The organism is Rhizobium sp. BR 317, assembly GCF_047445835.1.
GTDB classification, from domain to species: Bacteria; Pseudomonadota; Alphaproteobacteria; order Rhizobiales; family Rhizobiaceae; genus Rhizobium; species Rhizobium paranaense.
The window spans coordinates 384,852-408,444 of the sequence record NZ_JARWLB010000005.1 but is presented as its reverse complement, the minus strand read 5'-3'; the positions used below and the strand labels follow the sequence as shown (position 1 = coordinate 408,444).

Below are 23,593 nucleotides of genomic sequence, written 5' to 3'. Positions count from 1 at the left end.
ACCTTTACTCGGAAGTCGCCCGCCGGCCGCCGACGGCCAGGGCTTCGGCCTGCGGCCGCATGCGGCTGCCGGTCAGCAGATTGTAGAAGGAGGGCAGGGCGGAGCGCGCCATGCCGTTGGTCAATGGCAGCACCGTCAGCGTGATGGCGGCGGCCAGCAGGTAGAAGACGGGGTAGAGATCCGCGCCTGTGCGGTTCCACAGAATCCAGAGGCTCAACAGCACCGGGTGGTGGGCGCAGAAGATCCAAAAGCTCAAGCCGCCTGTGGCTGCCAGTCGCTGAGCGAGCCTGTTCTTGATCAGGATCGCCGAAAGCGCCCAGAAACCTGGAATACCGGCAAGCACCATCACATCTCGGCTGAATTGGAGCCACGCGGGCTGCTCCGGCGCGGTCACATAGGCCCCTGTCGCCCAAAGAGCCGTGAGTGCGAGAAAGGCTGCGCCGATGGGAGCCGCGTATCGGTCGATGATCGTCAGGTTGATGCGATAAAGGCTGAGATAGATACCGAAGCTGAAGCTGAAGAGGATGGAGTTCCGAAGCACGATCCCGAGCGATACCGGCAACGCCGCAAGCAGCAGCAAAAATGTGAGCGTCGGCAGCGGATAGCGACGGATCAACATGGCCAGCAGCGGCGAGATCAGGATGCAAACGAAGAGATCGCGCAAGAAATAGAGCGGCAAATCAATCGGCGCACCTTCTGTGGCGAACAGAAGTGTGGCGAGCGTGCGCGGGCTGGCATTCGTCAGGTCCGGCAGATAGCCGTCGCCGATGCCGCGGTTCTGCAGGAGCAGCACGAACAGAAAGAAGGCGGTGTTCCACAACAGAAATGGCAGGAGGACAGTCCTTGTCTTACGGCGAATGGTCTTGCCATAATCCAGCGAAGCCTCTCCGTGACGGAAAAGCAGATAGCCGGAAATGGCACTCAGGCAGGGAACTCCCACGCGAAACAAGCTGTCGCGCAGGAAAACTCGAAGCCAATCAAAGAGGCCATAGGCGCCGTTGAATGGGCTGGAATCCGTGTCGAACGGGATATGTACAAATACGATGCCCGAGATGAGCACTATGCGCATGAGATTGATCCGTGAAGACACGTTGGCAGTCACATCCACGATATCTGTCACCCCTTTTTGAGACCGCTCCCCCCTTGCAGCCGTTTCAACTAGAGCAGACTAGAGCCCGCAGACGTAAGCTAGGGCGCTCTCCCGAAAGGAAATATGGCACTGCAGCAAAAAACCGGGGTATAGGGCCTCGCCGACCCCTCAAAAGAGATGGAGAAACATCTAATTCAATCGGATTAATTCCGATATAGGTATTTGGTATTAAATGGTTTTAAGGATGGTGGAATATTCCGAAAGCGGCAGGGAATTACACGCTGTGGCAGCACCAAATTTTTTTCCACCGGCCGAGGATTTTTTTGCACTGCCGCAGATTCCGTCATCAATCATGATCAAAATAGGGCGATAATGCAATTTAATTGAGAAAGTACGAATAGACTAACGCGCCTATTGATTGTGTTTACGCGTGGGCACCGATTATGAGCGCAAAGAAGCTCGACAGCCAGTAACGAACGCGGCAATTATCCGTCGGCTGCTGAGAGACAGCCCCCGAATATTGACGATGGTGATGCACTGTCTTTGAGAAAACGCGCCGTCCGACATTGTTCGGAACGGAACGGGCCCTAACTGTTGAGGCCACGGCGACAGCCTGTCCCCTTGGGACCGGCCGAAAATCCGCGATGGAGATTGTCGAAAAGCGCATAGCCGCGCCCCCGCGAAAGGGGGCCGGAAATTCTTTGTTGAAACCGTAAAGGCGAGAAAATGGCGTCAATTACGATCGTTATTCCCTTCTACCAGAAGCAGACAGGCATTCTGCAGCGGGCATTAACGTCAATATCGAAGCAAGTGTTTCAGGATTTCGATATTCTCATCGTCGACGATGAATCGCCGCTTCCGGCGGAAAACGAGCTTCTGTCACTTAGCGATGAAGATCGCGCGCGAATTCGGGTCATCCGTCAGGCCAATGCAGGACCGGGCGGCGCCCGCAATACCGGCCTCGACAATGTGCCGGCTTCAAGCCGCTTCGTCGCCTTCCTCGATTCTGACGATGAATGGGCGCCGCAACATCTCGGCAACGCCTTCGAGGCCCTGACGCGGCACGATGCCGATTGCTATTGGGACTCGATCGATGGCGGCGAGGAGTTTTTCTACCATTTCAGTATGGCGGAACTGGCGAAATCGGTCGATGCGACCCGTCTCTCCCAAACGCCGTCCCTGATCGAAATTCCCGATATCGCCAGCGTTATGCTCAAAGATTGGAGCTTTCTGCATCTCTCCTGCATGGTGATCGGCCGGCCGCTATTCGAGAAAATCCGCTTCGAAGCCGCCTTGCGGCTGGCGGCGGAGGATGTGCTGTTTTTCTGCGACTGCATGCTCGCTGCCAAACGCGTGTTGCTTTGCGAAGATACCGGCGCGCTGCGCGGCGAGGGCATCAATATCTTTCACAGCATCGACAATGATTCACCGCAATTCCTGCGCCAGCAGTTCAACACCTGGACGGCGCTTAACACGCTGGAACAGCGGTTTTTGCGCCGGCCGCAGGACATTGCGACCATTCGCGCCTACAAAAATCGCGCTCGCAAACAGGCCCTTTGGAGCCAGGCAAAGCAGTTGCGCCGCCGCCGCTTGCCGCAACTTGGACTGTTGGCGAAATGGGCTTGGCGCGACCCCGCAATATTGCAGAGTGCGGTGCAACTTGCCGCGGGCAAGCTTGCGCCCTAGTTTTCGCACTGCAGCAAAGTTGTTCATGCCTATTCCTCAAGAGCCAAGGTGTGTTCAGCTACTATCTAAAACACCAAGGAGACCTGCATGAAGCCGTTCCACTGGGAATCCACCCATGGCAATTTCGGTGACGATCTTAATCTCTGGCTCTGGGATTTCCTGCTCCCCGGCCTGCGCGATGTTCACGAAGAAACACTGCTGGTCGGTGTCGGCACCGTTCTCAACACCCTGATCCTGCCGCTCGACGGCCATAAGCTCGTGATCGGCAGCGGCTTCGGCTATGGCTCGCTTCCCAATATGGGCGACAAGACCAAGTGGGACATCCGCAGCGTGCGCGGCCCCCTGACGGCTGAAAAAGTCGGCCTCCCAGCGGACATGGGCATCGTCGACCCGGCAGTGATGGTGACCGAAATGCCGGAATTCAAAAACCTGCCGAAAACCAATCGCCGTACCTTCGTTCCGCATTGGGAGTCGGCGGCGGCCGGGATTTGGCCGGAGATCTGCAAGACTGTCGGCCTCTCCTATCTCGACCCGCGCGGCGAGGCCAAGGCAGTCATCCGCGAGATCGCGACGTCCGAGCTGATCGTCGCCGAGTCCATGCACGGCGCGATCCTTGCCGACGCCTTCCGCGTGCCGTGGATCGCCGTCAGCACGTCACGAGCGATCAACAGCTTCAAATGGAACGACTGGGCCCACTCTCTCGGCGTCACCTATGCGCCAAAGCACGTTCCGGTTTCCACCCGCGCAGAAGCGATCGCCAAGGGTGCCCGGTTCTGGGGTGTCGGTTTCCAACGAGACGAGCGGGCCACCGAGGAGCTGGAGAAGCACCGGCATGGGGGTACTGTGGTGCTCGCCGACCCCGAGCAGACCCGTCTCCGAGTGATGGCGAAACAGGCGCTCGCCGTGCCCTCGGCGCTGGCGCTTTGGCAGGCGAGCAAGGCCAAGCCGCAACTGAGTGCCGACGCGGCATTGGCCGGCCGCAAGCAACGCCTCTTCGACGTTCTCGGAGGCGTGCAGCGCGACTACTTCTGATATCGGGAAGAATTATTCAGGAGCGGCCTGTAGCAGATAGCGCAGGCCGTTCGTTCCCGAATGCGCAATCGGGGCACTGCCGCCTTTGCGAAAACGCTCCGTCTTATCGGCGAGAATGCCGCCGGCAATGGCCGGAATGGCGGTAGGGTTGCCCAATGCGTAAGACGCTGCTGCAGCCAGGCCCGATTGTCCCTTGATATCGAGAAAGCGCCGTAGCTCGTAGCGGCTGCGAACATGCTGCTCATGGCGACGGATGGCGGCCGCATCGGCCGTAGACAGACCGCCGCCGGCGAGGATCGCCCGATCGGCTTCATAGAGCCGATGCAGATCTTCCGTGCGGTGCCGGCCGCTCAGCGAGTTACTGCGCACCACGGCGGCATAACCGCAGCTATGAATGACCTTGTAGCGTGCAGCCTTGGCAAGCGCCCGCACATAGAGATCGTAATCCTCACCGAGACGCAGAGCTTCGTTGTAGCGCAGGCCGTGAGCGTCCAAAAACGATCGGCGCATCAGCGGCTTCAGGAAACCGATCTCGCCGCGTCGGACGCCGCGCTTCGAAATATTGCCTTCGACAAAAGCGACCAGATCGAGGAAACGTGGCTTCGGATCGAAATGATCGAGCATCGTAGCGGCGTCGGGAACCGTATCGGCATTGACGAAGGCGATGTTGTCGGCGACGAAATCCCAATCATCGGCTGCGAGCAACGGCCTGAACCGTCCCGGGAAAAAGAAATCGTCGGCATCGAGGATGCTGATCAGGGGGGCGCGCGAAACCTCGATCGCATGATTGCGTGCTGCCGCCGGGCCACGATTTTTCTCGAACTCATGGATGCTCAGGCGTCCGCTGCCGTCGTCGGCGAGGTTGGCGGAGGCAGCGGTGCTATCTGTCGAGCCATCGTCGATGACGACGACTTCAGCCACCTCGGGCTCGCGAAGTGCGGAAGCGACGGCAAGGCCAATGGTGTCGCTGGCATTCTTCGCGGCAATAATTACACAGACATTGTTTTCGGCACTGTCAGTCACGTCAGCCTCCATTATTCTGCCGGAGACTTAGGACGGCGACAGCCATCGGCAACCACACGAGCGTCAAAAGATGCGCCTGATGGCGACCTTAGGGGTTGAAAGGCTCAGAGCGATTGAGATTTGAAGCGGACAGGCCGGTGACCTTGTCGCCGTCACGCAACGACGTTGCCGCCGCATCTTGATTCAGCAACGCCGCTCTGGCGCTCCGTTCCTTCCACACCAGGAAGAGAATACCGATAAAGTAACCAATCTGCAGCAGCACGGCGCAAATCACCGTTTCGATCAAAGTGGTCGAAAGAGATTGCGTCAGGAAATAGGTTGCGATGGCAAATACGGCCAGAGCACCGACCATACTGATGAAAACGCGTGGTGCATACATGACGTTACCTCCTCCGCGCAGTCAAAAGGAAAAGAGCGATCAAGGTCTTGCCTCCCAAAATAGACCCACGAGCCAAATATATTTAATGAATCCTTTAGATTCAACCAAACCTAGGCGGTCTATTACGATTACGAACGAATATGACTTTAGCGCATCACCCGTTAAAACTACTCCTCCATAATACGTGCAATTGCGGCCCATGTCTTTTGTCTTTTTTTAAAGTTCGCATTAAAGTTGTCGCGTTTAGGAATGCATACAATTTTAATGATCATGGCTATCTCATGCGATTGCCTCGGAATTTAATCAATTCAATCAACTTTTGTTACAAAGTTCGGCCGTCGCGACTGCCAATATGTGCGTCGCAATATGGTGTTGCAGCGCAATATTTTCCTTGGAAAATCAAGATTGCGCATGAACGCTCAAGAGCGAGCAAAGCCTATTCCGACAAGAGGGGATGAACAAACTAGCCTTAATAGCCGTTAACATTCTCTCCGGCCGCCATACGTAACGTAAGAAGCGCATTTTTTAGCCGTCTATACAATACATTCTTTAGTATAAAATTTATATAAGAAACATCTAAACTTAGGAATTCTAATGCATCTGGGGTAAAACCCCGCTGCGATTTCGCACTGCCACAAAAATTTGGCTTAAAAAATCATAATCCCCACCTACACTCCTCACTGCATAGCCCTAACTAGGCGACCGAGACATTTCCGACCAATTCGCCAACATGAATGGAGTCATCTCTATGAAGTCTGCGACGAGATCGGCCACATCGGCTTTTTTCAGCGCTCCGGAACGTGACGTCTTTCCGCCAACAGGTGGATTCCTGAAGAGGACGTTCGACGTCACCACTGCATTAACGGCGCTGATTTTCATCAGCCCCATCTTCCTTATGCTTATGCTCCTGGTAAAACTTTCGGATCGGGGTCCCGCGTTTTACGGACACCGCCGCATCGGACATAACGGCAAGACCTTCCGTTGCCTTAAGTTCCGTACCATGGTCGTCGATGGCGACAAGGTTCTGAAGGCCTATCTCCAGGCCAATCCCAGAGCAATGGAAGAATGGCGTGCAACACGCAAACTGCAAGACGACCCCCGCGTCACCCTTGTCGGCGCGGTGCTTCGCAAACTCAGCCTCGACGAATTGCCGCAGCTCATCAATATCATTCGCGGTGAAATGAGCGTCGTCGGCCCACGTCCTGTCGTCGAAGACGAGCTGGAGCTCTACGAACACGCTGCGATCTACTACCTCCAATCCCGCCCCGGCCTGACGGGCCTCTGGCAGGTGAGCGGTCGTAACGACGTGTCCTATGCCAGCCGTGTCGCCTTCGACACCCACTACGTCAAGAACTGGTCTCTGAGCAGCGACGTGGTCATCATCGCCAAAACCATTCCTGCGGTCTGCCTATCGCGCGGCAGCTACTGATGGCGAACGCAGATACCGCAGGGAGATGCCTGCGGTTTCCCCGCATTGCGGGGCTGCAATCCAATAACAGGGAAGATCCTGCATGATTGAAATTCAGTCTCCTGGTAAGTCCGTTGGCACGGCCACACCTTTTCGTTGCGCAGCTCTTATGGTTCTCAGCCTGTGCATGGTATCGGGTAACGCCCATGCCGATAGTCTTCCTGGATACCATCTGGGGGTCATGGACAAACTGCACATTCGCGTTGCCGAATGGCAGACCGCGGAGGGCTCCGTCCGCGACTGGTCGATGATCTCGGGTGATTACACGGTCGGCCCGTCCGGCGCGGTTTCCATCCCCTTCATTGGTGATATGCCGGCGAGCGGCAAGACGACCGACGAGATTGCCGAAGCGATCGGCATTGGGCTGCAAAAACAATTCGGCCTGCGCGATCGCCCTTCGGCTTCCGTAGAGCTTTCGCAATTCCGGCCTATCTATCTCAGTGGCGAGGTTCAGAATCCGGGCCAGTATCCTTTTGTACCCAGCCTCACTGTGCTCAAGGCAGTCAGCCTCGGCGGTGGCCTGCACCGTGCCGATGCCGGCCAGCGCTTTGCCCGTGATTACATCAACGCCAAGGGCGATGCCGTCGTCCTGATGGCGGAGCGTGGACGCCTGCTGATACGCAAGGCGCGCCTGCTGGCGGAGCTTGCCGGTAAAGATCAGATCGATGTTCCGCCGGAGCTGCAGAAATTGCCGCAATCGGCCGACCTGCTCGCCAGCGAAGACGCTCTGATGAAATCGCGCAGTCAGCGCATGAAGACGCAATTGCAGGCCCTGGCGGACTTGAAAGTGCTGCTGCAAAGCGAAGTCGAGGCGCTCGGAAAGAAGACCGATACGCTGAGCCGCCAGCTTGACCTCGCAAAGGCTGACCGCGACAAGGTCGAGAGCCTCGCCGAAAGAGGGTTGGAACTTGCATCCCGCAGGATCTCGGCCGAACAGCGCGCCTCCGACGTCGAGACCAATTTGCTGGATACCGACACGGCATCGCTGAACGCCAAGCAGAGCATCAGCAAGGCCGACCAGGATGAAACGACACTGCGCAACGATTGGCAAAACTCGCTTGCGCAGGATATGCAGGACACAGACACCCAGTTGGAAACCCTGCAGCTCAAGCTCTCCACGAGCCAGGCATTGATGCAGGAAGCAATCGCGCAATCGGCCGATGCCAGCAATGTTGATGCCCATGGGCAGGACGTCAACATCGTCTACACCATCGTGCGCGATGACAACGGCCAGACGAAGGAAATTCAGGCCGACGAGAACACCAAGGTTCTGCCCGGCGACCTCATCAAGGTCAGCACCGGGCTTGCCATGCGTTAAGGAGGGTCGATGCAGATCGCGAAATCGACCTTTATTCGTCCAGGGAGCAACGCCACCTACGGTATGGTGGCGGTTGCGCTCTCTTTCTTCGTCTTCGCTTATTCCTCCCGCTTCGGGCAGGCCTCTATACTTGCCTATTATGGCCTCTGGTTTCCGCTGGTCCTGATCGGCTACCGAAGCACGCTCGGTAACTATCAAAAGCAGCTCTGGCTCTTTGCCTTCGGCGTGTTCACCTGTCTGTCGATCTTCTGGTCTGCCGTGCCATCCATTACGGCCCGCGCTGCGATCCAGTACATGACGCATATCATTTGCGCACTGATCGCCATGCGCACGCTGGATATCCGCACACTTACGCGCGGCGGTATTGCCGGCGTGGGCCTCGTGCTGCTCTATTCGATCCTCTTCGGCTACTACGCCTATGACCCGCTCGACGGCACCTATAGCTTCGTCGGCGCCTTCGACTCGAAGAACCAGCTCGGCTTCTACGCCTCGCTTGGCATTTATTTCGCCTTCGCCGCCGTCTTCATCCTCGGCGAGCGCCGCATCTGGCTGCTGGGCGGTGGTATTGCCGGCCTATTGTCCGCCTACTGCCTGCTCGCCTCGCAATCGGCGACCTCGGTTTTGACCACAGGATTGGTCGTCGTGCTCAGTATCGGCATGCGGGGCATCCTGTTCCTGTCGCCTCGGCAGCGGAAGAGGCTGTTTGCAGTTTTGGCCGTAACCGGTTTGGCGGTCGCTGTCGCCGGTATCAATTTCGGTGGCGTCGATCTCGTCCTCGGTGCCTTCGGCAAGGACTCGACACTGACGGGTCGCACCTATTTGTGGCAACAGGGCATCGAAGCGATCTGGCAGCATCCGTTCTTCGGCGTCGGCTACCAAGCCTATTGGGTCCAGGGCTTTTCGGAGCCGGAGCGCTTGTGGGACGAATTCTACATCGCCTCCCGCGCTGGCTTCCATTTCCACAACACCTTCATCGAAACAACCGTCGAGACCGGCCTGATCGGCGTCTGCCTGCTCATTGCGATCCTGCTCACCGCCGTTATCGGCCATATCAAGCGGTTCCTGAGCGACATCAGAAATGATGAATCCTATGTCCTACTCGGCGTTGCGACGCTGCTTCTGATCCGCGCCTTCGTCGAGATCGACATCCTCAATCCATACCATGTCGGCTCGTTCCTGTTCTATTTCACGGCGGGCAAGCTGACGATGAAGACGCGGGCGCCAAAGGCCGCTCCGCTTGTTCCCGACGATCGGATGGAGTTTGTGCCATCGATGAATTGGGAGCCGCGGATCAGCAGATGAAGACCCTCTATGGCATTCAATATCTGCGCGGCTTTGCCGCTCTTGCCGTGGTCCTGTTCCACGCCGCAGAGCGTACCGGCAGCCATTTCCGCATCGGGGCAGCCGGCGTCGACGTGTTTTTCGTCATCAGCGGTTTCATCATGTGGACGATGAGCGAGCGCCGTCCGGTGACGCCGATGCGCTTCTTGATCGATCGCGTGCAGCGCATCGCGCCGTCTTACTGGATCGTCACCGGCATCATGGTTGCAGGCGGTCTCGCCGGCCTGTTTCCGAACATGAAGCTGACGGCCATGCATACCTTGGCCTCGCTGTTTTTCATTCCGATGCGCTCGCCGAGCAGCGGCGAAATCTGGCCGGTCCTCGTGCAGGGTTGGACGTTGGATTTCGAGATGTTCTTCTACGTCATCTTCGCCGCGACCTTGTTGTTGCCGCGCCGTCTGCAGCTTGCGAGCATGGCCGGCATTTTCCTTGCCTTCGTCATCGCCGGCAGCATTTTCAATCCGCAATCCTCCCTGCTGCTCACTTATACGCGCCCGATCATCCTGGAATTMGTCGCCGGCGCAGTCCTTGGTCGGCTGTGGCTAGCGGGGAAGATACCGGGCGCCGGTCTCGGCCTTGCCCTGGTCGCCGCCGCGTTGGCGGGTTTTGCCGCCATTGAGCTCATCGGCCTCGACTTCAACGAACTGACCTGCGGACCGCTCGCCGTGGCACTCGTGCTTGGTATGGTATCGCTGGAACGAAACGGAAAGCTGCCGAACATCCCGCTGCTCACCTATCTCGGCAATAGCTCTTATTCGATCTATCTCTGGCACACGCTGGCGATCTCGGTGGTTATAAAGATGGTTGCGTCCACGCAAATGCCCTACGACGTCGCGACATTCCTCAGCGTCATCTCGGGCACTTTGCTGGGTGTGTGCGCCTACGAAGCGGTCGAAAAGCCGCTGCGGAACCTGTTGCGGAATTTGAGCTGGCAAAGGTCACGCCCATCTCCGGCGTGACCGATGATCAAACCTTGGTTTCGATCTAATGTCGGATGTGGTTCGAGTGCAGATATCGAAGAGCCAGGTGTGCCGATCGGAAACAGACCAGAGGCTAGCGACCGGAACTCCCTTCATCCTCTATTGTTTTTCGGGTGATTTTACGCCGACCATGCAGCACCCTGACGATATCGATACGATCGTCGGCAATACGATACAGAGTAAGGTAGCTCCCGACGACCAAATGGCGAATCCCCGAGCCGATATCATTTCGAGCGAGGCCGGAAAAAGGGTGAGAGGCGAGCTGGAGCCGGCGGCTCTCTATTGCATCAAGGATACGGTCGGCGGCGACGGGATTGTTCTCCGCGATCTCCAGCCAGATGGAAATCAGATCTTCATCGGCGCGGCTTGTTCGCTTTATTGGCAGCATGATCAGCGGGTCTTTTCGACCGTCGCCTGCAATCTTCGTCGTGCCTCAGCTTTTACATCTGCCATAGACTCGTGCGCGCTTGGGCCACTGGCCAAGCCATCATTCACGAGATCCCGCAATTCCTCTATCGTGTAACCAAGCAAATCGCGACGCTCCTGCCACTCACGGACTGCCTCCCGAATTGCGTCACTGGTCGACGCATAGTCACCCGCCTCCACGGCATTACGGATAAATCCAGCCATCTCGGGTGTTAGAGCGATCGTCATTTTTTCAACTGGAGCCATTGTGTCTCCTACAACAGAAGCGAATGGTACGCTTTTAGCATGCCATCCGCGAGAGACTGTTGTCGAATACCTTTAGAGGCGACGGCGGCGCAACTGATCGAAATAGACGATTACGATGATCAGCACGCCGGTGATGATGCGCTGCCAGAATGAATTCAAATTCAGCAGGTTGGCGCCGTTGTTGATCGTGGCCAGGATGAACGCACCGATCAGCGGGCCGTAGACGGAGCCGACCGCGCCGAAAAGGCTGGTGCCGCCGATGACCGAGGAGGCGATCGCCTGCAATTCCCAGCCATCTGCCTGTGTCGCATTGCCGATGGCTATGCGCGAGGCGAGCAGGACGCCGACGAAAGCGGCGCAGGTGCCCGACAGGATATAAGCGAGGTAGATCATCCAGGTGACGTTGACACCGGAGAGACGCGCAGCTTCACGGTTCGAACCGACGGCGAAGAGATAGCGGCCCCAGCGGCTGAGATGCAGGAAAATGAAGGCCGGTATCGCCACCAGGATGACCATCCAGAACAGGCTCGGAATGCCTAAGAAATCGGCGACGGCGAAGTTAGTGAAATCGTCGTTGACGATGTTGATCGTCGAGCCGTTGGTGATGAGCAGCCCGATGCCGCGCAAGGATGTCAGCGTCGCCAGCGTGATGATGAAGGGTGGCAGGCCCATGCGCACGATGCCAAAGGCATGGAATGCGCCGATCAGCACACCGAACAGCAGGGTTATGAGAATGGCGGCGGAAACCGGAAATCCGGCCTGCAGCAGCCAGGCGATGATGACGGTGCAGAAGCCGACAATCGCACCGACAGACAGATCGATGCCCGCGGTGATGATGACGAAGGTCTGACCGAGAGCCAGGATCGCCGTCATCGAACCTTGGCGCATCAGGTTGGTGATGTTAAGCGGCGTCCAGAACTTGTCGGTCCAGAAGCCCAGAACGACCCAAAGAGCAAGAAGAAGAAGGATCAGCGTCAAGCTGAAGAGGATATTCATCTTGCGCCGCGGCGCGACGGTGGGGCCCTCTGTGGTATTTGCGGCCATTGTTTTTCTCCCTCTTTCTTATCTTATGTGTCGTTCAGACGCCGATCGCCTCGCCGAGGACTTCCTCATGCGTGGCGGCGTGAAAATCATGGCTGGCGACGAGCTGGCCGCGGCGGAAGACATGCAGCCGGTCGGCAAGTTCGTAGACCTCAGGCAGGTAGGACGAGATGACGATGATGCCCGCGCCACCTCGCAAGAGCTTGGCGAACAACCGATAGATCTCCGCCTTGGTGCCGACATCGACGCCCACGGTCGGCTCGTCGAAAATGAAGAGCTTGGCGCCGTGGCTGAGCCACTTGCCGATGACGACCTTCTGCTGGTTGCCGCCGGACATGGCCGAAACGAGAACCCGCCGGCTTGGCGTCTTGATACTGAGATCGCGGATCTGCTTATCGGCATTGGCCGCTTCGCCGCTATTGTTGATGATCGGTCCCTGGCTCAGCCGTTTGAATACCGGCAGGTTGATGTTGAGTCCGATCGGCAGGTTGAGGCAAAGCCCCTGGTCGCGGCGGCTTTCCGGCGCCAGCGCTATGCCGAGATTCATGGCGTCGCGCTCGTTGCGGATATCGACCTTGCTGCCCTGCCAGTAAATCTCGCCTGCGGACAGCGGCTGTCGGCCGTAAAGCCCAAGCGCGAATTCACTGCGGCCGGCGCCGATCAATCCATAGAGCCCGACGATTTCTCCGGCCCTGACGGTCAGCGAGACATTTTCGAAGCCGGGGCCTGAGAGTCCGCGGGTCTCCAGGATGGTGTCGCCGATCGGAATTTCTTCTTTGTGATAGATCTGCTCGATCGAGCGGTTGATCATCAGCTTGATCAACTCGTCTTCATTGGTCTCGCCGACGGCGCGCGTGCCGACATGGGTGCCGTCACGCAGCACCGAGACGCGATCTGCCAGTTCGAAGACTTCTTCCATGCGGTGACTAATATAGACGATGGTGACGCCCTCGCTCTGCAAGCGGCGGATCAGCTTGAAAAGCTGCGCCGATTCCTTGCGGGTGAGATAGGCCGTCGGCTCGTCGAAGATCAGGAATTGCGTGCCGCGCATCGCGGCGCGGGCGGTGGCCACAAGTTGCTGCTGGCCGATGGTGAGCGAGCTCAGCAAGGCGGCTGCCGGCAGGCCGAAGCCGAGATCGTCCAGCACGGTCTGTGCCAGCTTCTCCATCTGCTTCTTGCGCATCAGCCCCAGGCGATTGACTTCATCGCCGAGAAAGAGATTGGCCGCAACGGTTAGATGGGGGCAGAGCACGACCTCCTGATGCACGGCATTGATGCCGCGGGCGATCGCTTCGTTCGGATTGGAAAGTCCGACCGGATGACCACACCAGAATATCTCGCCTGCCGTCCTGGTAATGACGCCGGTCAGCAGCTTGATAAGGGTTGACTTGCCAGCGCCGTTTTCACCGACGATGGCGTGGATTTCGCCCGCCAGGAAGGTGATCGTCGCGGGCTTCAGCGCCTCGACATAGCCATAGCGCTTCTGCAGCCCCCTGAGCTCGAGGATGGGCGAACCCGCCGGAATGCGGTTTGCTTCCGTCCGGATATTGTCATCGTGTCGATGACTGATCTCTTCGAGGTTCGTCATGGGTCTCCTCCTTAGGCGAGCATTCGCTCCGTTCGTCTCTGCGCAAACGAAGCCGGCCAAACAAAGCCGGCCAAGCAAAGCCGGCCAGGCAAAGCCGGAATGAAAACAGGCCGCGCCCGGTCTCCCAGGCGCGGCCTCAACGCGTTACTTGACCTTCGGATTGATCAGGGCGTCGATCTTCGGATCGCTCATATTCGCCTTGGTGACGAGGTTTGCGCCGGTGTCGACGTTAGCCTCKACCTTTTCCTTCTTGGAGGCGGCGAGCGCCGTCTTGATGCCGTCATAACCCATGCGATAGGGGTCCTGAACGACGAGGCCAGCGAGAACGCCGGACTTCAGGAAGCCGACGGTCTTGTCGTCATTGTCGAAGCCAATGACCTTGATCTTGTCGCCGAGCTTGTTTTCGGCAATCGCCTGGCCAACGCCCTGCGCCATGATCAGGTTCGAGGCGAAGACGCCGACGAGCTTCGGATTGGCCGTGATCAGGTCGGTCATGATGTTGAGGCCGGTCGTGGCCTGACCATCGGCATATTTATCGGCGACGACCTTCAGGCCAGGGTACTTGCTCTTAACCTCGTCCAGGAAGCCCTGGCGACGCTGGTCGAGCGAGCCGACGCCCGGCAGGCTGGTGATGATGGCGACTTCGCCTTCTTCCTTGCCGGTCATGCCCTTGATCGCAGCAGCAAGGCCGTCAGCGGCGATGCGGCCGCCGGCTGTGTTGTCGGTCGTCAGGAACGATACGAAGGCTTTGGAATCGGCGGCCGAGTCGATGCCGACGACCGGCACGGACTTGGCGGCTTCATCCACCGGCTTGCCGAGCGCTTTGCGTTCGGTCGGGGCGATCACGACGGCGGCCGGTTTGCCGGCAACGGCGTTTTCGAGAATGCTGATCTGACCGTTGATGTCGGATTCGGACTGGGCGCCGAGTTCCGGCACCTTGACGCCAAGATCCTTGCCCGCCTGGCGGGCGCCGGCGAGAACGATCTGCCAATAGAAGGATGTCGTGTCCTTGACGATGATCGGAATGGTCACGTCGGCAGCAAAGGACTGCACCGGCATGGCGACTGCGATGATGGCCGCGCCGGCAAGACCGGCAAAAGTACGGCGGGACAGAAGGGATTTGGCGATGTTCATTGATTTCTCCTCTCAACGCGCTCTGCTCCTGTACACCGGCCGTTGAACGCTTGCGGCTCGGTATCGTGAGCCCCTGTCGGGCTCACGCATCGCGGGGATATTTGCTGCGCATGATCTTATCCGAAGCGGTTTCACTACTTTTCGGAATCATGCGCGGTTCCATCCACGCCAAAACAGGCTTTCCTCCTCTTCGAAGCCGCCTCTCTCGGCGGCCCGATAGCTCCTTATTCTCTTTCAAACCCGGACGGCTTCATCTCCCAAAGGTGGCGCGACCAGGGTCAATCCTTCGAATTCCGCATAGAGGCTGGCCGGAAGCTCAGGCTCCACGAGCTGCATATTGCGGATGAGGCTTTCCGGTTTCGCCGTGCCGATCAGCACCGAAGCCACGGACGGATGGCCGAGCGGAAACTGGATCGCCGGTGCGGCAAGCGGCAGGCCATGGCGGCGGGCGATGTCCTCCATCGCCCCGACCTTGGCCAGAATGTCAGCCGTCGCCGGAAGATAATCGAAATGCGAACCGGGCACGGGGCCGGTCGCGAGAATGCCGGAATTGAAGACGCCGCCAACCACAAGTGACGTGCCCTTCTTCTCGCAGAGCGGCAGCAGCTCGGCCACCGCCGAACGGTCGAGCAGCGTATAGCGGCCGGCAAGCAGGATACAATCGATGTCCGCCTCATGCATGACGTCGAGGCACACGGGCACCTCGTTGACGCCGAGGCCGTAGGCCTTAATCGCGCCCGACGACTTCAGCTCTTCCAATGCCTTCAGGCCGGAGCGTAGGAGCTGACCGAGATGATGGTCATTCAGCGCCTTGCCGTGGGTGTAGCCGCCGATATCGTGAACGTAGAGGATATCAATGCGGTTGAGGCCGAGGCGGGCATAGCTGAAGTCGACCGACCGCATGATGCCGTCATAGGAGTAGTCGTAATCCGCATCGAAGGGCAGGGGATCGACATAGCCGTAGTTCGGCACCTTGTCGCTCGCAACAGGCCGCATCAGCCGCCCGACCTTGGTCGACAGGACATAGCTGTCTTCCGGCTGGTCGCGCAGGAAATCGCCGACACGGCGTTCGCCGAGCCCGAAGCCATACCAAGGCGCAACATCGAAATAGCGGATGCCGCTATCCCATGCTGCCTGCAGCGTGTTCATGGCCTGGTCGCGAGGGCAGGTGCGGTAAAGACCGCCGAGCGCTGCGGCCCCGAAACTGAATTCGGTGACCTCCAGGCTTGTCCTGCCGATTCTTCTCCTCTTCATCACCTCTCCCTTGTGATGGCATGCATTACTTATTTAAAGCGTCGCGCCGAGATGCCAGGGCACGAATTCGTTGTCGCCATAGCCGAAGGTTTCGCTTTTCGTCTTCTTGCCCGATGCAATCTCGATGATCAGTTCGAAGATCTCGCGGCCCTTGCCCGATATCGTCGCTTCGCCGGTGGCTATCGTACCGCAATCGATATCCATGTCCTCTTCCATAGATCGGTAAAGCGCCGAATTGCTCGACAGCTTGAAGGACGGCGCTGGGCGAGAGCCGAAACAACTGCCGCGACCTGTCGTGAAGGCGATCATATTCGCTCCGCCCGCCACCTGGCCGGTTGCCGAAACTGGATCATAACCGGGCGTGTCCATAAAGACGAGACCGTGGTCCGTTACCCGTTCGGCGTAGCTGTAAACGGCGGTCAGCGGTGAGCGCCCGCCTTTGGCGACGGCGCCGAGCGACTTTTCCAGAATGGTCGTCAACCCGCCGCGCTTGTTGCCGGGCGAGGGATTGTTGTCGAGCGAGGCACCGTGCATAGCGACATATTTTTCCCACCAGTCGATTTTCTCGTCGAGCTTGGCGGCGACCGAGTCGCTGACCGCACGGCTGCGCAGTAAATGTTCCGCGCCATAGATTTCCGAGGTTTCCGACAGGATCGCCGTGCCACCGGCAGCCGCCAGCAGGTCGGCGGCGGCACCCAGCGCCGGATTTGCCGTGATGCCGGAGAAGCCATCGGAACCGCCGCATTGCAGGCCGACGATGATTTCGCTGATCGAGATCGGCTCGCGACGAGCCTGGCCGACTTCCTCGGCGATCTCCTTGAGGACACCCATGGCAAGCGCCACAGCACGGCGCGAGCCGCCGGCATCCTGAATGTTGAAGTGCCGCTTGCTGGCGCCGGCGCCGCTCTGGCCATAAAGCGTGAGCTGGTTGACCTCGCAGCCGAGGCCGATCATCAGCACGCCGCCGAAATTCACATGGCGCGTATAGCCGGCAAGCGTGCGATGCAGCGTCTGCATGCCGTCACCGGTCGAACTCATGCCGCAGCCCTGGTCGTGAACGATCGGCACGAAACCGTCGATGCCGTCATAATGGGGCAGGAGCGTCCGGTTTGCCTCTTCCGCGATGGCGCGGCAAACCGTGGTGGAACAGTTCACGCTGGCAATGATGCCGACATAGTTGCGCGTTGCCGCCCGGCCGTCAGTACGGCGAAAGCCCATGAACGTCCGAGCCTTGTCGGCCGCCGTTGCCGCTTCCGGCGCGGAATTGGCGGTCGCCGCCAGGCGATCGTTTTCGAAGTGCAGGTTGTGGCTGTGGACATGATCGCCAGCCTTAACGTCGGCCGTCGTGCGGCCAATTGCCTGGCCGTATTTCACCACGGGCATGCCGGTGGCGATGTCTTGAATAGCGAATTTATGACCGGGATCGATCTTGTCCCGTGTCACAACGCCGTTGGCGACCGTAGCCCCAGCCGCAATCGCCGCCGTCGCCACCGCGACATTGTCGCCTTCCGACAGAAGGATCCAAGGTTGGCTGTTCAACGTCCTCTCCCTGCGCAATCTTGCTTTTCGGCGTTTGCTTTGAGCGCATCGCCGATTGATTTTGTTTTTTATCTACAATAAACATTTTGGTGTCAACGAGGAAATCGCACGCCAACCTGGGAGGAGGTCGTGCGCGACAGGCGTGGACGTTATCGCGGCCTATCCGGCGAATTTGACTGCCATTCGAACATGGTTCAGACATCGTCGCCGATGCAGAGCTGCGAGCTATAAGAGAGGGGGAAATGGCGAGACAAAACACGCTCTTCAAGGATGCGTACAATCGCTACGTCGCCGGCTTGAAGCTGGACGCCGCCTTGCCGACTGAGCCTGAAATTGCCGCCGAACTCGGCATCAGCCGCAGCACGGCGCGCGCCATTCTGCTGCGTCTAAGTGACGCTGGCATCATCCGCTGGAACAAGCGGCAAAAGACAGTGTTGCGCCAGCCGACCGAGGCCGATTTCTTTCCGGAAGAAGAAACCAATTCGCTGCATAACATTATCGAGCGCAGCTTCATGCTGCGCATCCTTTCCGACGAAGCCCAGCCCGGCATGCAGATCAACGAGCTGGAACTGGCGCGCGAAATCGGCACGGGAACATCGGTGGTGCGTGAGTTCCTGATCCGCTTCAGCCGTTTCGGTCTGATCGAAAAGCGGCCGAACAGTCATTGGATCCTGAAGGGTTTTACGAGCGAATTCGCTCTTGAGCTTGCCGAGGTGCGCGAAATGTTCGAGCTGCATTCGGCCGCCGAGTTCGGGCGCTTGCCGGCAGGGCATCCGGCTTGGAGCGATCTCGCGGCCATCCAGCGGGAGCATTATGACTTGCAGGACGATTTCGACGAGCATTTTCGCGATTTCTCGCAGCTCGACGAGCGGTTCCACCTTCTCATCCACCGCGCTTCGAACAATCGCTTCATCGCCGATTTCTACGACGCGATCGCCATCGTCTTCCATTATCACTATCAGTGGAATAAGGCTTTTGCCCGGGAGCGCAATGCGCGCGCCATCATCGAACATCTCGACTATATCGAGGCGTTGCAATCTCGCGATCCGGAGCGGATCGACAGGGCTTGTCGTACGCATCTTGCCTCGGCAAGACAGACGCTTCTGCAATCCATTCCGCAGAATGCGAGCGAGGTTGCAAGTTCAAGCATTCAGAATATTCGGGGCTAAAACGTATTTCGCCAGCGCCGCGTTTAAACGGCACCGGCGAAGCTTGCTGATTCAAAGCTCATATTATCTCACGAATTCCCTGATCTTATAGGCGACTTCCGTCCGGTTCGTCGCATTCAGTTTCTTCATGATATTGCGGATATGTACTTTGACCGTGCTTTCGCAAAGGTCCATTTCATAGGCGATGATCTTGTTAGCCTTGCCGCGGCGAAGAGCTTCGGCAACAACGACTTCACGCGGCGTAAAGAGACTGTCGGCGCAGCGTGTTCCGCTGGTCACGGAGGCGATGACCTCCTTGGCTGCGAGAATGCTGCTGGCCGGCACGAACACGCCGCCTGCCCGGGCGAGCGCTACGGCTTCGGCGGCGACATTGATCCCGACACTGGTCGGAATGTAACCGCGAGCGCCGCATTCCAGCGCCTTGAGAAGTTGCGCAAGCTCGTCGCTCTCAGCCCCGACAATAACAGGGCTGGCCTTGAATCTTTCCGCAAGGGCGGAGATTTTCTCGCAGACGTCTGCATCCGAAACCTTGCGCCCGCCGATCATGAAGAGAATGGCAGACGGTTCGCTCTGCATACGGCGCTTCTGCCATTCCTCGAAGGATCCGACGGTGACGATATTCATGTTCTCGTCATATTCGGTCAGGCTCCGGGACAGGCATTCTCTGTCCAGGGCTCGAGTATCGATGAGTAGAAGATAGTCCTCGCATTCGTCGGTGCTGACCGCGCCTGCCGCGGTGAAAGCCCGCAATGAATCCGACGCGCGGACTGAAATAAGACGGGTTGCAGTTTCTGTCCCAAATTTCTCATTCGCTAAAGACTGTCTGTCCATGGCCGTTACTCCTTACTCCACACTTGGCCTCTATTCTTCCGAATTCATATGAATAGGTATTATTTCAAAGTAACTGAATAGATATACCGAACCAAACCGATAAATTTCGTGTTGACTCATAGCATTCCTCCTGTCCTTGAAATGTAGTGTACCTGATCACAAGAAGGATAATCGCTGATTCTATTTATGCGGACATTAACATAAGTTAATAAACTCTAAAAAATTTCGCCTCACGATTGTTATCGACTTGAAACAACTCGAGTGCGCTCGCGCCGCACTTTAAATCATATGCGGCGCAAAATAGGTTTCATCGAAATCGACGAGTTCCGCGAGCTTGTGGCGGTCAAGAAATTCGACGATGCCGTTGCGGAACGATAGAAGTCCGCCCACCCTCATATCCCTGAGAACACGGTTGATATGTACCGTCGACAGACCGACCGCATCGCCGATATCGGCTTGCGTCAGCGGGCATTCGAAACCGTCGAAGTTCGGTTTCAGTCGCGAGGGACCGAGCCTGGTGGCCAGCTCGAGCAGTAGGTGACCGGTGCGCTCCAGCGCGTCGCGGCGGCCGATATTGGCGAGCCGCTCGGACATGCGCGCTTGCCGCCGCATCATCTCGGTGAGGACGATGCGATAGAGCCGCGAAGAGACGTCCAGGGTTGCATGCGAGGTGAAATCCGGGAACTCCATGACGGTGACCTTGGAGATCGCCTGCACCGTCTCGCGCGCCAGTTCTACCGAAGGTGTTGAGATCATGTCGCCGCGGAGCGCAAATTCGATGACGATGCGCGTACCGTTCGGCAGCATCTTGCTGGAAACTGCCCAGCCGCTGACGAGAAAAAGAAGACGCGGTGTATCGTCCTCATAATCGTAGATGGTTTCACCGGGAGCATATGTGCGCGGAATACCGCCCGTCAGCTCGGATTTCTGGCGGGAAAGATCAGGACTCGAAGTCTGAAGACGCCCTATGGAAACCTGCGTTGTCATACATGCCCCCGAACCACATACCATATCGGGACGGTTCCAATTAACCTGTCCTGGAAGGTATATCACGTTACGTATGGCAAGTATATAGCACGCAACTTTCGGCGTGGCTCGTAGTCTATATTGCTTATGTGGATTCTCTTCAAAATCGCATGGCGATTAATTTGCTCGTCATGTGATTAAAGTTTCTAACATCGCTCCTTATACATGGTAATTACCCCGGATTTTCTTTGTATTAATTCGTGGCGGCCGCTTGATGATCATTTCGTATTACGGATGACATCTCGACGACAATATTCTGATCCCTCCGGGTGAGATTCCGACGCATATCGGCGATTCCCGCTTCGGCCTCCGCCATAATCACCCGATGGCGGAGCGAATCGATTCCTTCCGAATCAGCCGCCCTTATTGATGAGGCGATATCCGAGATGGACGTCCCGCTGCCATTGAGGAAGTAGGACTGCCGGCCAACCGATCGGAAGAAGCCCTCGACCTTCTTGTCCCAGCCAAGCCCGACATGGGGAATCCCCAGAGAATAGGCGGCGATACAGGCATGCAGCCTGTGAGCAAGGATGACATCGGTCGACTGAAGTATCCGGATCAGCTCTTCCGGCACGCGTGGGCGTGGGGCGAGTTGCAGCGCACCGGATTTGGTGAGGCGGTGCATCGAGGCCTCATCCATTATGCGTTGCGCGAAGATTTGGTCCTCGCTGGCGCCGTTGCAGAACAGGCAAACGCGGTATCCATCCTGGACCAGCAGTCGAATGAGATCGCAATATTCGGCAATATCCTGCAGCGGAATGGCCGAGGCCTTCTGGCTGGCATGCCGTTGCAGAATGACCGGCTCCGTTACGCAGAGGCCGATGGTCGGCTGGCGCCTCGGTGACACCGGACTGGAATCATCGTTGACGAGCGCGCGGGTCAGCAAACCCGGATCGTGAACGATCTTCGCTTCCGGTCCGTGAGGAAAGTGCCGGCGCCAACTGTCTTGGGCGAAGCTGTCGCGCACCGAGAGATGCACGAGATTGGTCTGCTTCAGCCGGCCAAAGAGGCGCGAGGCCGGGGCGGACCAATTGCCGCTGACACCGACTGCGTAGATCGCCAATGGCCGATTGTGGCGCCGGACGCAATCAAGCACGGTGCCGACCTTCAAGGGAAAATTGAGATCGTCATCCTGAAAGAGATTACCGCCGCCAATCACCACCGCATTCGCGGCAGCGATCTTGGCATCCCATTGGCCTCGCAATTTTCGCAACGTGCGCCCGAGGACATAGCTCACCACCCAGCGTCGCGCGAAGGGGGGCAGCCGGTGCAGCACCTTCAGCGCCTGCTGGCGCCGGCCGCTACTTCCACCTCTGCCGAAACCTTCCCGGCCGGCGAGATCGATCGTCTCCACCTCGATATGATCGGCGTCCTTGGTCAGGCCTGCCTCGACGCATTGCGCCAGGAGACCGTCTCCAAGATTTTCGCTGTATTTGACGTTGAATACGACGATCTTCACTGCAATCTCCCCAAAACACCGATATGTCGCATGCGCACCGCCGCMGGCGCGTCGCTTACGCGCACCGGAGATGGAACCGTGAGGGCGGAGACGCTGCCTGCGAGAATATAGAACATCAGCCCGAGGTCATAGACGGTGCCCGACGTGGCGGCGGACACCAGCACGGTGATAAATCCGGCCTTGGCGGCCCGGGCGACGGCTGCAGCTTCCGAGGACGATATACGCCCCGGCCGGGTATCGGCTTTCAGGATCAGCAGCACGAAGATCGCAAAGATCAGCGCACCGATGACGCCGAGATTGGACAGCAGTACAAGGCCGAAGCTAGATGCGCGGGCGCTGCCCAATCCGGCGCCGAAGCCCAGCGTGTCGATAAACGTCTGGTAGGCCATGGCATTCCACATGAAGCGTTCTCGCCCGGACTGGCTGTCGGCTTTCGAGAACAGCATCTCATCGAGAAAGTCGTGCAGGCCGTTGGCAAGATCGGGCATGGCGATCAGGACGAAGAGAATGACAAGCGGCATGGCGGCCATGATGGCGACGATCATGACGGGGCGCCCGGTGCCGGGTTCGCTGCGCGAGGCCAGGAAGGATTGCAGGCAAAGAACCGGCAAGACCACGCCGAGACCGACGAGGGCTGTCGCCGATGTCGAAAGGATCAGGGCCACCAGCAGCAGGCCGGCTATGATGCCGGTGGTGCGGGACCGGACGCCGCTAAGCCATAGGCTGGCGATCATCGCAAAGAGCACAAGCGTGAAATCGGCAAAGGCGGACGCTTCGGGAAATGTCCCGGAGATACGTTTCAATCCGCCTTTCTCGGCATTGGTCAGCAGCGCGTAGTTGGCGGTTCGTACGAAACCGAGAAGGAATTCCGTATGGCTGAAATAAGTGATGATGTCGGCAAGGGCGAAGCCCAGATTGACGCTGGCAACCACCAGCATTCCGTTGATCAAATTGGTGGGAGTGCCGCCTCTCCGAATKAAGGCAAAAGTCGATGCAAAGCAGATCAGGCCACCGACCGCATAGACGGATTGGGTGATATTGTTCGACGAGAACTTCAGCGGCACTAGCGAAATGAAGTTGCGTCCGCCCACCGACCGCTCGACGGTCATCGTCTCCGTCATGCCCTGAAACAGKCGCGGGAAAAAGACTGCTGTCGTCAGACCGAAGACGGTCAGCACCAGAAGACAGAAACCGGGACGCGGCGGCGCCAGAGCTGCAAAGAGCGGCCCTTCGCCATAGGCCAGGAACAAGCGCACGCCGAAGAACAGTAGGAAAAGGCTCGGCACCAGAACCGATGCGCCGCCAAGGCCGGGCACGCTGAAGGCCGCAGCCGCGCCGAACACCGTGGATAGAATCATGACGGTAAACGACCATCGAACGGGTGCGGCCAGCATGGCCATGCCGACGACAAACGTTAGTAAACCCATGAAATTCATATGCCGTCCGCTCCGAAATATCGTCTATTTCATCCGGACAAAAACTATCACGGCGCTGGCTGGCTTGTATTTCCGCCGCGCTTAAGCCCTTTGGGGTACGGCATAAACCGAAATGGGTTCTGTACCG

21 protein-coding genes are annotated in these 23,593 nt (G+C 58.1%); 7 read left to right on the top strand and 14 right to left on the bottom strand.

Annotated elements, in window-relative coordinates:
* Window positions 1–4: 4 nt before the first annotated feature.
* The gene (locus QD357_RS11185) at window positions 5–1,069 is read right to left on the bottom strand and encodes an acyltransferase family protein (protein WP_414124328.1); all 1,065 of its coding nucleotides are present in this window, start codon (window positions 1,067–1,069) and stop codon (window positions 5–7) included.
* A gap of 747 nt (window positions 1,070–1,816) precedes the next feature.
* Between QD357_RS11185 and QD357_RS11180 the strand changes: the two genes are divergently transcribed.
* Window positions 1,817–2,776: a glycosyltransferase family 2 protein gene (locus tag QD357_RS11180; RefSeq protein ID WP_183938205.1), complete on the top strand. Its 960-nt coding sequence runs from the start codon at window positions 1,817–1,819 to the stop codon at window positions 2,774–2,776.
* A gap of 87 nt (window positions 2,777–2,863) precedes the next feature.
* Window positions 2,864–3,808 (top strand): polysaccharide pyruvyl transferase family protein, encoded by a 945-nt coding sequence (locus QD357_RS11175; protein ID WP_414124326.1) that lies wholly within the window; start codon window positions 2,864–2,866, stop codon window positions 3,806–3,808.
* Window positions 3,809–3,820: 12 nt separating this feature from the next.
* Here the strand turns inward: QD357_RS11175 and QD357_RS11170 are convergent, their stop codons facing one another.
* Window positions 3,821–4,831 (bottom strand): glycosyltransferase, encoded by a 1,011-nt coding sequence (locus QD357_RS11170; RefSeq protein WP_183938203.1) that lies wholly within the window; start codon window positions 4,829–4,831, stop codon window positions 3,821–3,823.
* A gap of 88 nt (window positions 4,832–4,919) precedes the next feature.
* A complete protein-coding gene (locus QD357_RS11165) occupies window positions 4,920–5,210 on the bottom strand; it encodes an exopolysaccharide production repressor protein (protein ID WP_183938202.1) in 291 nt (96 codons plus the stop codon).
* A 748-nt stretch (window positions 5,211–5,958) separates the two neighbouring features.
* Between QD357_RS11165 and QD357_RS11160 the strand changes: the two genes are divergently transcribed.
* From QD357_RS11160 to QD357_RS11145, 4 genes are all read left to right on the top strand, one after another.
* The gene (locus QD357_RS11160) at window positions 5,959–6,639 is read left to right on the top strand and encodes a sugar transferase (RefSeq protein ID WP_414124325.1); all 681 of its coding nucleotides are present in this window, start codon (window positions 5,959–5,961) and stop codon (window positions 6,637–6,639) included.
* 148 nt (window positions 6,640–6,787) lie between these two features.
* On the top strand, window positions 6,788–7,996 hold the full coding sequence (locus QD357_RS11155) for a polysaccharide biosynthesis/export family protein (RefSeq protein ID WP_414124339.1): 1,209 nt from the start codon (window positions 6,788–6,790) through the stop codon (window positions 7,994–7,996).
* A 9-nt stretch (window positions 7,997–8,005) separates the two neighbouring features.
* Complete coding sequence (locus QD357_RS11150; RefSeq protein WP_183938199.1) at window positions 8,006–9,298, top strand: O-antigen ligase family protein; 1,293 nt, start codon at window positions 8,006–8,008, stop codon at window positions 9,296–9,298.
* Window positions 9,295–10,296 (top strand): acyltransferase family protein, encoded by a 1,002-nt coding sequence (locus QD357_RS11145; protein WP_414124324.1) that lies wholly within the window; start codon window positions 9,295–9,297, stop codon window positions 10,294–10,296. Before QD357_RS11150 ends, QD357_RS11145 begins: the two co-directional genes overlap by 4 nt.
* A gap of 94 nt (window positions 10,297–10,390) precedes the next feature.
* Here QD357_RS11145 and QD357_RS11140 read toward each other — a convergent pair whose 3' ends face one another.
* The 7 genes from QD357_RS11140 to QD357_RS11110 form a co-directional block, all read right to left on the bottom strand.
* On the bottom strand, window positions 10,391–10,705 hold the full coding sequence (locus QD357_RS11140) for a type II toxin-antitoxin system RelE/ParE family toxin (RefSeq protein ID WP_414124323.1): 315 nt from the start codon (window positions 10,703–10,705) through the stop codon (window positions 10,391–10,393).
* A 2-nt stretch (window positions 10,706–10,707) separates the two neighbouring features.
* Complete coding sequence (locus tag QD357_RS11135) at window positions 10,708–10,989, bottom strand: type II toxin-antitoxin system ParD family antitoxin (protein WP_414124322.1); 282 nt, start codon at window positions 10,987–10,989, stop codon at window positions 10,708–10,710.
* 72 nt (window positions 10,990–11,061) lie between these two features.
* Window positions 11,062–12,033, bottom strand: coding sequence for an ABC transporter permease (locus QD357_RS11130; protein WP_183938195.1), 972 nt, complete (start codon window positions 12,031–12,033; stop codon window positions 11,062–11,064).
* A gap of 34 nt (window positions 12,034–12,067) precedes the next feature.
* Entirely contained in the window at window positions 12,068–13,618 is a 1,551-nt protein-coding gene (locus QD357_RS11125; protein ID WP_183938194.1) for a sugar ABC transporter ATP-binding protein, read from the bottom strand.
* 144 nt (window positions 13,619–13,762) lie between these two features.
* The gene (locus tag QD357_RS11120; protein ID WP_414124321.1) at window positions 13,763–14,752 is read right to left on the bottom strand and encodes an ABC transporter substrate-binding protein; all 990 of its coding nucleotides are present in this window, start codon (window positions 14,750–14,752) and stop codon (window positions 13,763–13,765) included.
* A gap of 234 nt (window positions 14,753–14,986) precedes the next feature.
* Window positions 14,987–16,006 (bottom strand): aldo/keto reductase, encoded by a 1,020-nt coding sequence (locus QD357_RS11115; RefSeq protein WP_183938193.1) that lies wholly within the window; start codon window positions 16,004–16,006, stop codon window positions 14,987–14,989.
* 33 nt (window positions 16,007–16,039) lie between these two features.
* A complete protein-coding gene (locus QD357_RS11110) occupies window positions 16,040–17,545 on the bottom strand; it encodes a UxaA family hydrolase (protein WP_414124319.1) in 1,506 nt (501 codons plus the stop codon).
* A gap of 242 nt (window positions 17,546–17,787) precedes the next feature.
* Here QD357_RS11110 and QD357_RS11105 point away from each other — a divergent pair, with 242 nt between their 5' ends.
* Complete coding sequence (locus tag QD357_RS11105) at window positions 17,788–18,714, top strand: FCD domain-containing protein (protein ID WP_414124318.1); 927 nt, start codon at window positions 17,788–17,790, stop codon at window positions 18,712–18,714.
* Window positions 18,715–18,777: 63 nt separating this feature from the next.
* Here QD357_RS11105 and QD357_RS11100 read toward each other — a convergent pair whose 3' ends face one another.
* From QD357_RS11100 to QD357_RS11085, 4 genes are all read right to left on the bottom strand, one after another.
* On the bottom strand, window positions 18,778–19,545 hold the full coding sequence (locus QD357_RS11100; RefSeq protein WP_183938190.1) for a response regulator transcription factor: 768 nt from the start codon (window positions 19,543–19,545) through the stop codon (window positions 18,778–18,780).
* 279 nt (window positions 19,546–19,824) lie between these two features.
* Window positions 19,825–20,532 carry a Crp/Fnr family transcriptional regulator gene (locus tag QD357_RS11095; RefSeq protein ID WP_414124317.1) on the bottom strand — a complete coding sequence of 236 codons (708 nt, stop codon included), beginning with the start codon at window positions 20,530–20,532 and terminating at the stop codon, window positions 19,825–19,827.
* A 232-nt stretch (window positions 20,533–20,764) separates the two neighbouring features.
* Window positions 20,765–22,030, bottom strand: coding sequence for a polysaccharide pyruvyl transferase family protein (locus QD357_RS11090; RefSeq protein WP_414124316.1), 1,266 nt, complete (start codon window positions 22,028–22,030; stop codon window positions 20,765–20,767).
* Window positions 22,027–23,466 carry a hypothetical protein gene (locus QD357_RS11085; RefSeq protein WP_414124315.1) on the bottom strand — a complete coding sequence of 480 codons (1,440 nt, stop codon included), beginning with the start codon at window positions 23,464–23,466 and terminating at the stop codon, window positions 22,027–22,029. The genes QD357_RS11090 and QD357_RS11085 overlap by 4 nt, the downstream gene beginning before the upstream one ends.
* Window positions 23,467–23,593 lie beyond the last annotated feature (127 nt).

Excerpts from the sequence above, each read along its gene's own strand:
- QD357_RS11155 (WP_414124339.1), top strand. The coding sequence starts at position 6,788 with ATGGTTCTCAGCCTGTGCATGGTATCGGGTAACGCCCATGCCGATAGT.
- QD357_RS11115 (WP_183938193.1), bottom strand. The coding sequence starts at position 16,006 with ATGAAGAGGAGAAGAATCGGCAGGACAAGCCTGGAGGTCACCGAATTC.
- QD357_RS11185 (WP_414124328.1), bottom strand. The coding sequence starts at position 1,069 with ATGCGCATAGTGCTCATCTCGGGCATCGTATTTGTACATATCCCGTTC.
- QD357_RS11125 (WP_183938194.1), bottom strand. The coding sequence starts at position 13,618 with ATGACGAACCTCGAAGAGATCAGTCATCGACACGATGACAATATCCGG.
- QD357_RS11165 (WP_183938202.1), bottom strand. The coding sequence starts at position 5,210 with ATGTATGCACCACGCGTTTTCATCAGTATGGTCGGTGCTCTGGCCGTA.
- QD357_RS11130 (WP_183938195.1), bottom strand. The coding sequence starts at position 12,033 with ATGGCCGCAAATACCACAGAGGGCCCCACCGTCGCGCCGCGGCGCAAG.
- QD357_RS11105 (WP_414124318.1), top strand. The coding sequence starts at position 17,788 with ATGGCGAGACAAAACACGCTCTTCAAGGATGCGTACAATCGCTACGTC.
- QD357_RS11100 (WP_183938190.1), bottom strand. The coding sequence starts at position 19,545 with ATGGACAGACAGTCTTTAGCGAATGAGAAATTTGGGACAGAAACTGCA.
- QD357_RS11180 (WP_183938205.1), top strand. The coding sequence starts at position 1,817 with ATGGCGTCAATTACGATCGTTATTCCCTTCTACCAGAAGCAGACAGGC.
- QD357_RS11095 (WP_414124317.1), bottom strand. The coding sequence starts at position 20,532 with ATGACAACGCAGGTTTCCATAGGGCGTCTTCAGACTTCGAGTCCTGAT.
- QD357_RS11140 (WP_414124323.1), bottom strand. The coding sequence starts at position 10,705 with ATGCTGCCAATAAAGCGAACAAGCCGCGCCGATGAAGATCTGATTTCC.
- QD357_RS11150 (WP_183938199.1), top strand. The coding sequence starts at position 8,006 with ATGCAGATCGCGAAATCGACCTTTATTCGTCCAGGGAGCAACGCCACC.
- QD357_RS11175 (WP_414124326.1), top strand. The coding sequence starts at position 2,864 with ATGAAGCCGTTCCACTGGGAATCCACCCATGGCAATTTCGGTGACGAT.
- QD357_RS11160 (WP_414124325.1), top strand. The coding sequence starts at position 5,959 with ATGAAGTCTGCGACGAGATCGGCCACATCGGCTTTTTTCAGCGCTCCG.
- QD357_RS11135 (WP_414124322.1), bottom strand. The coding sequence starts at position 10,989 with ATGGCTCCAGTTGAAAAAATGACGATCGCTCTAACACCCGAGATGGCT.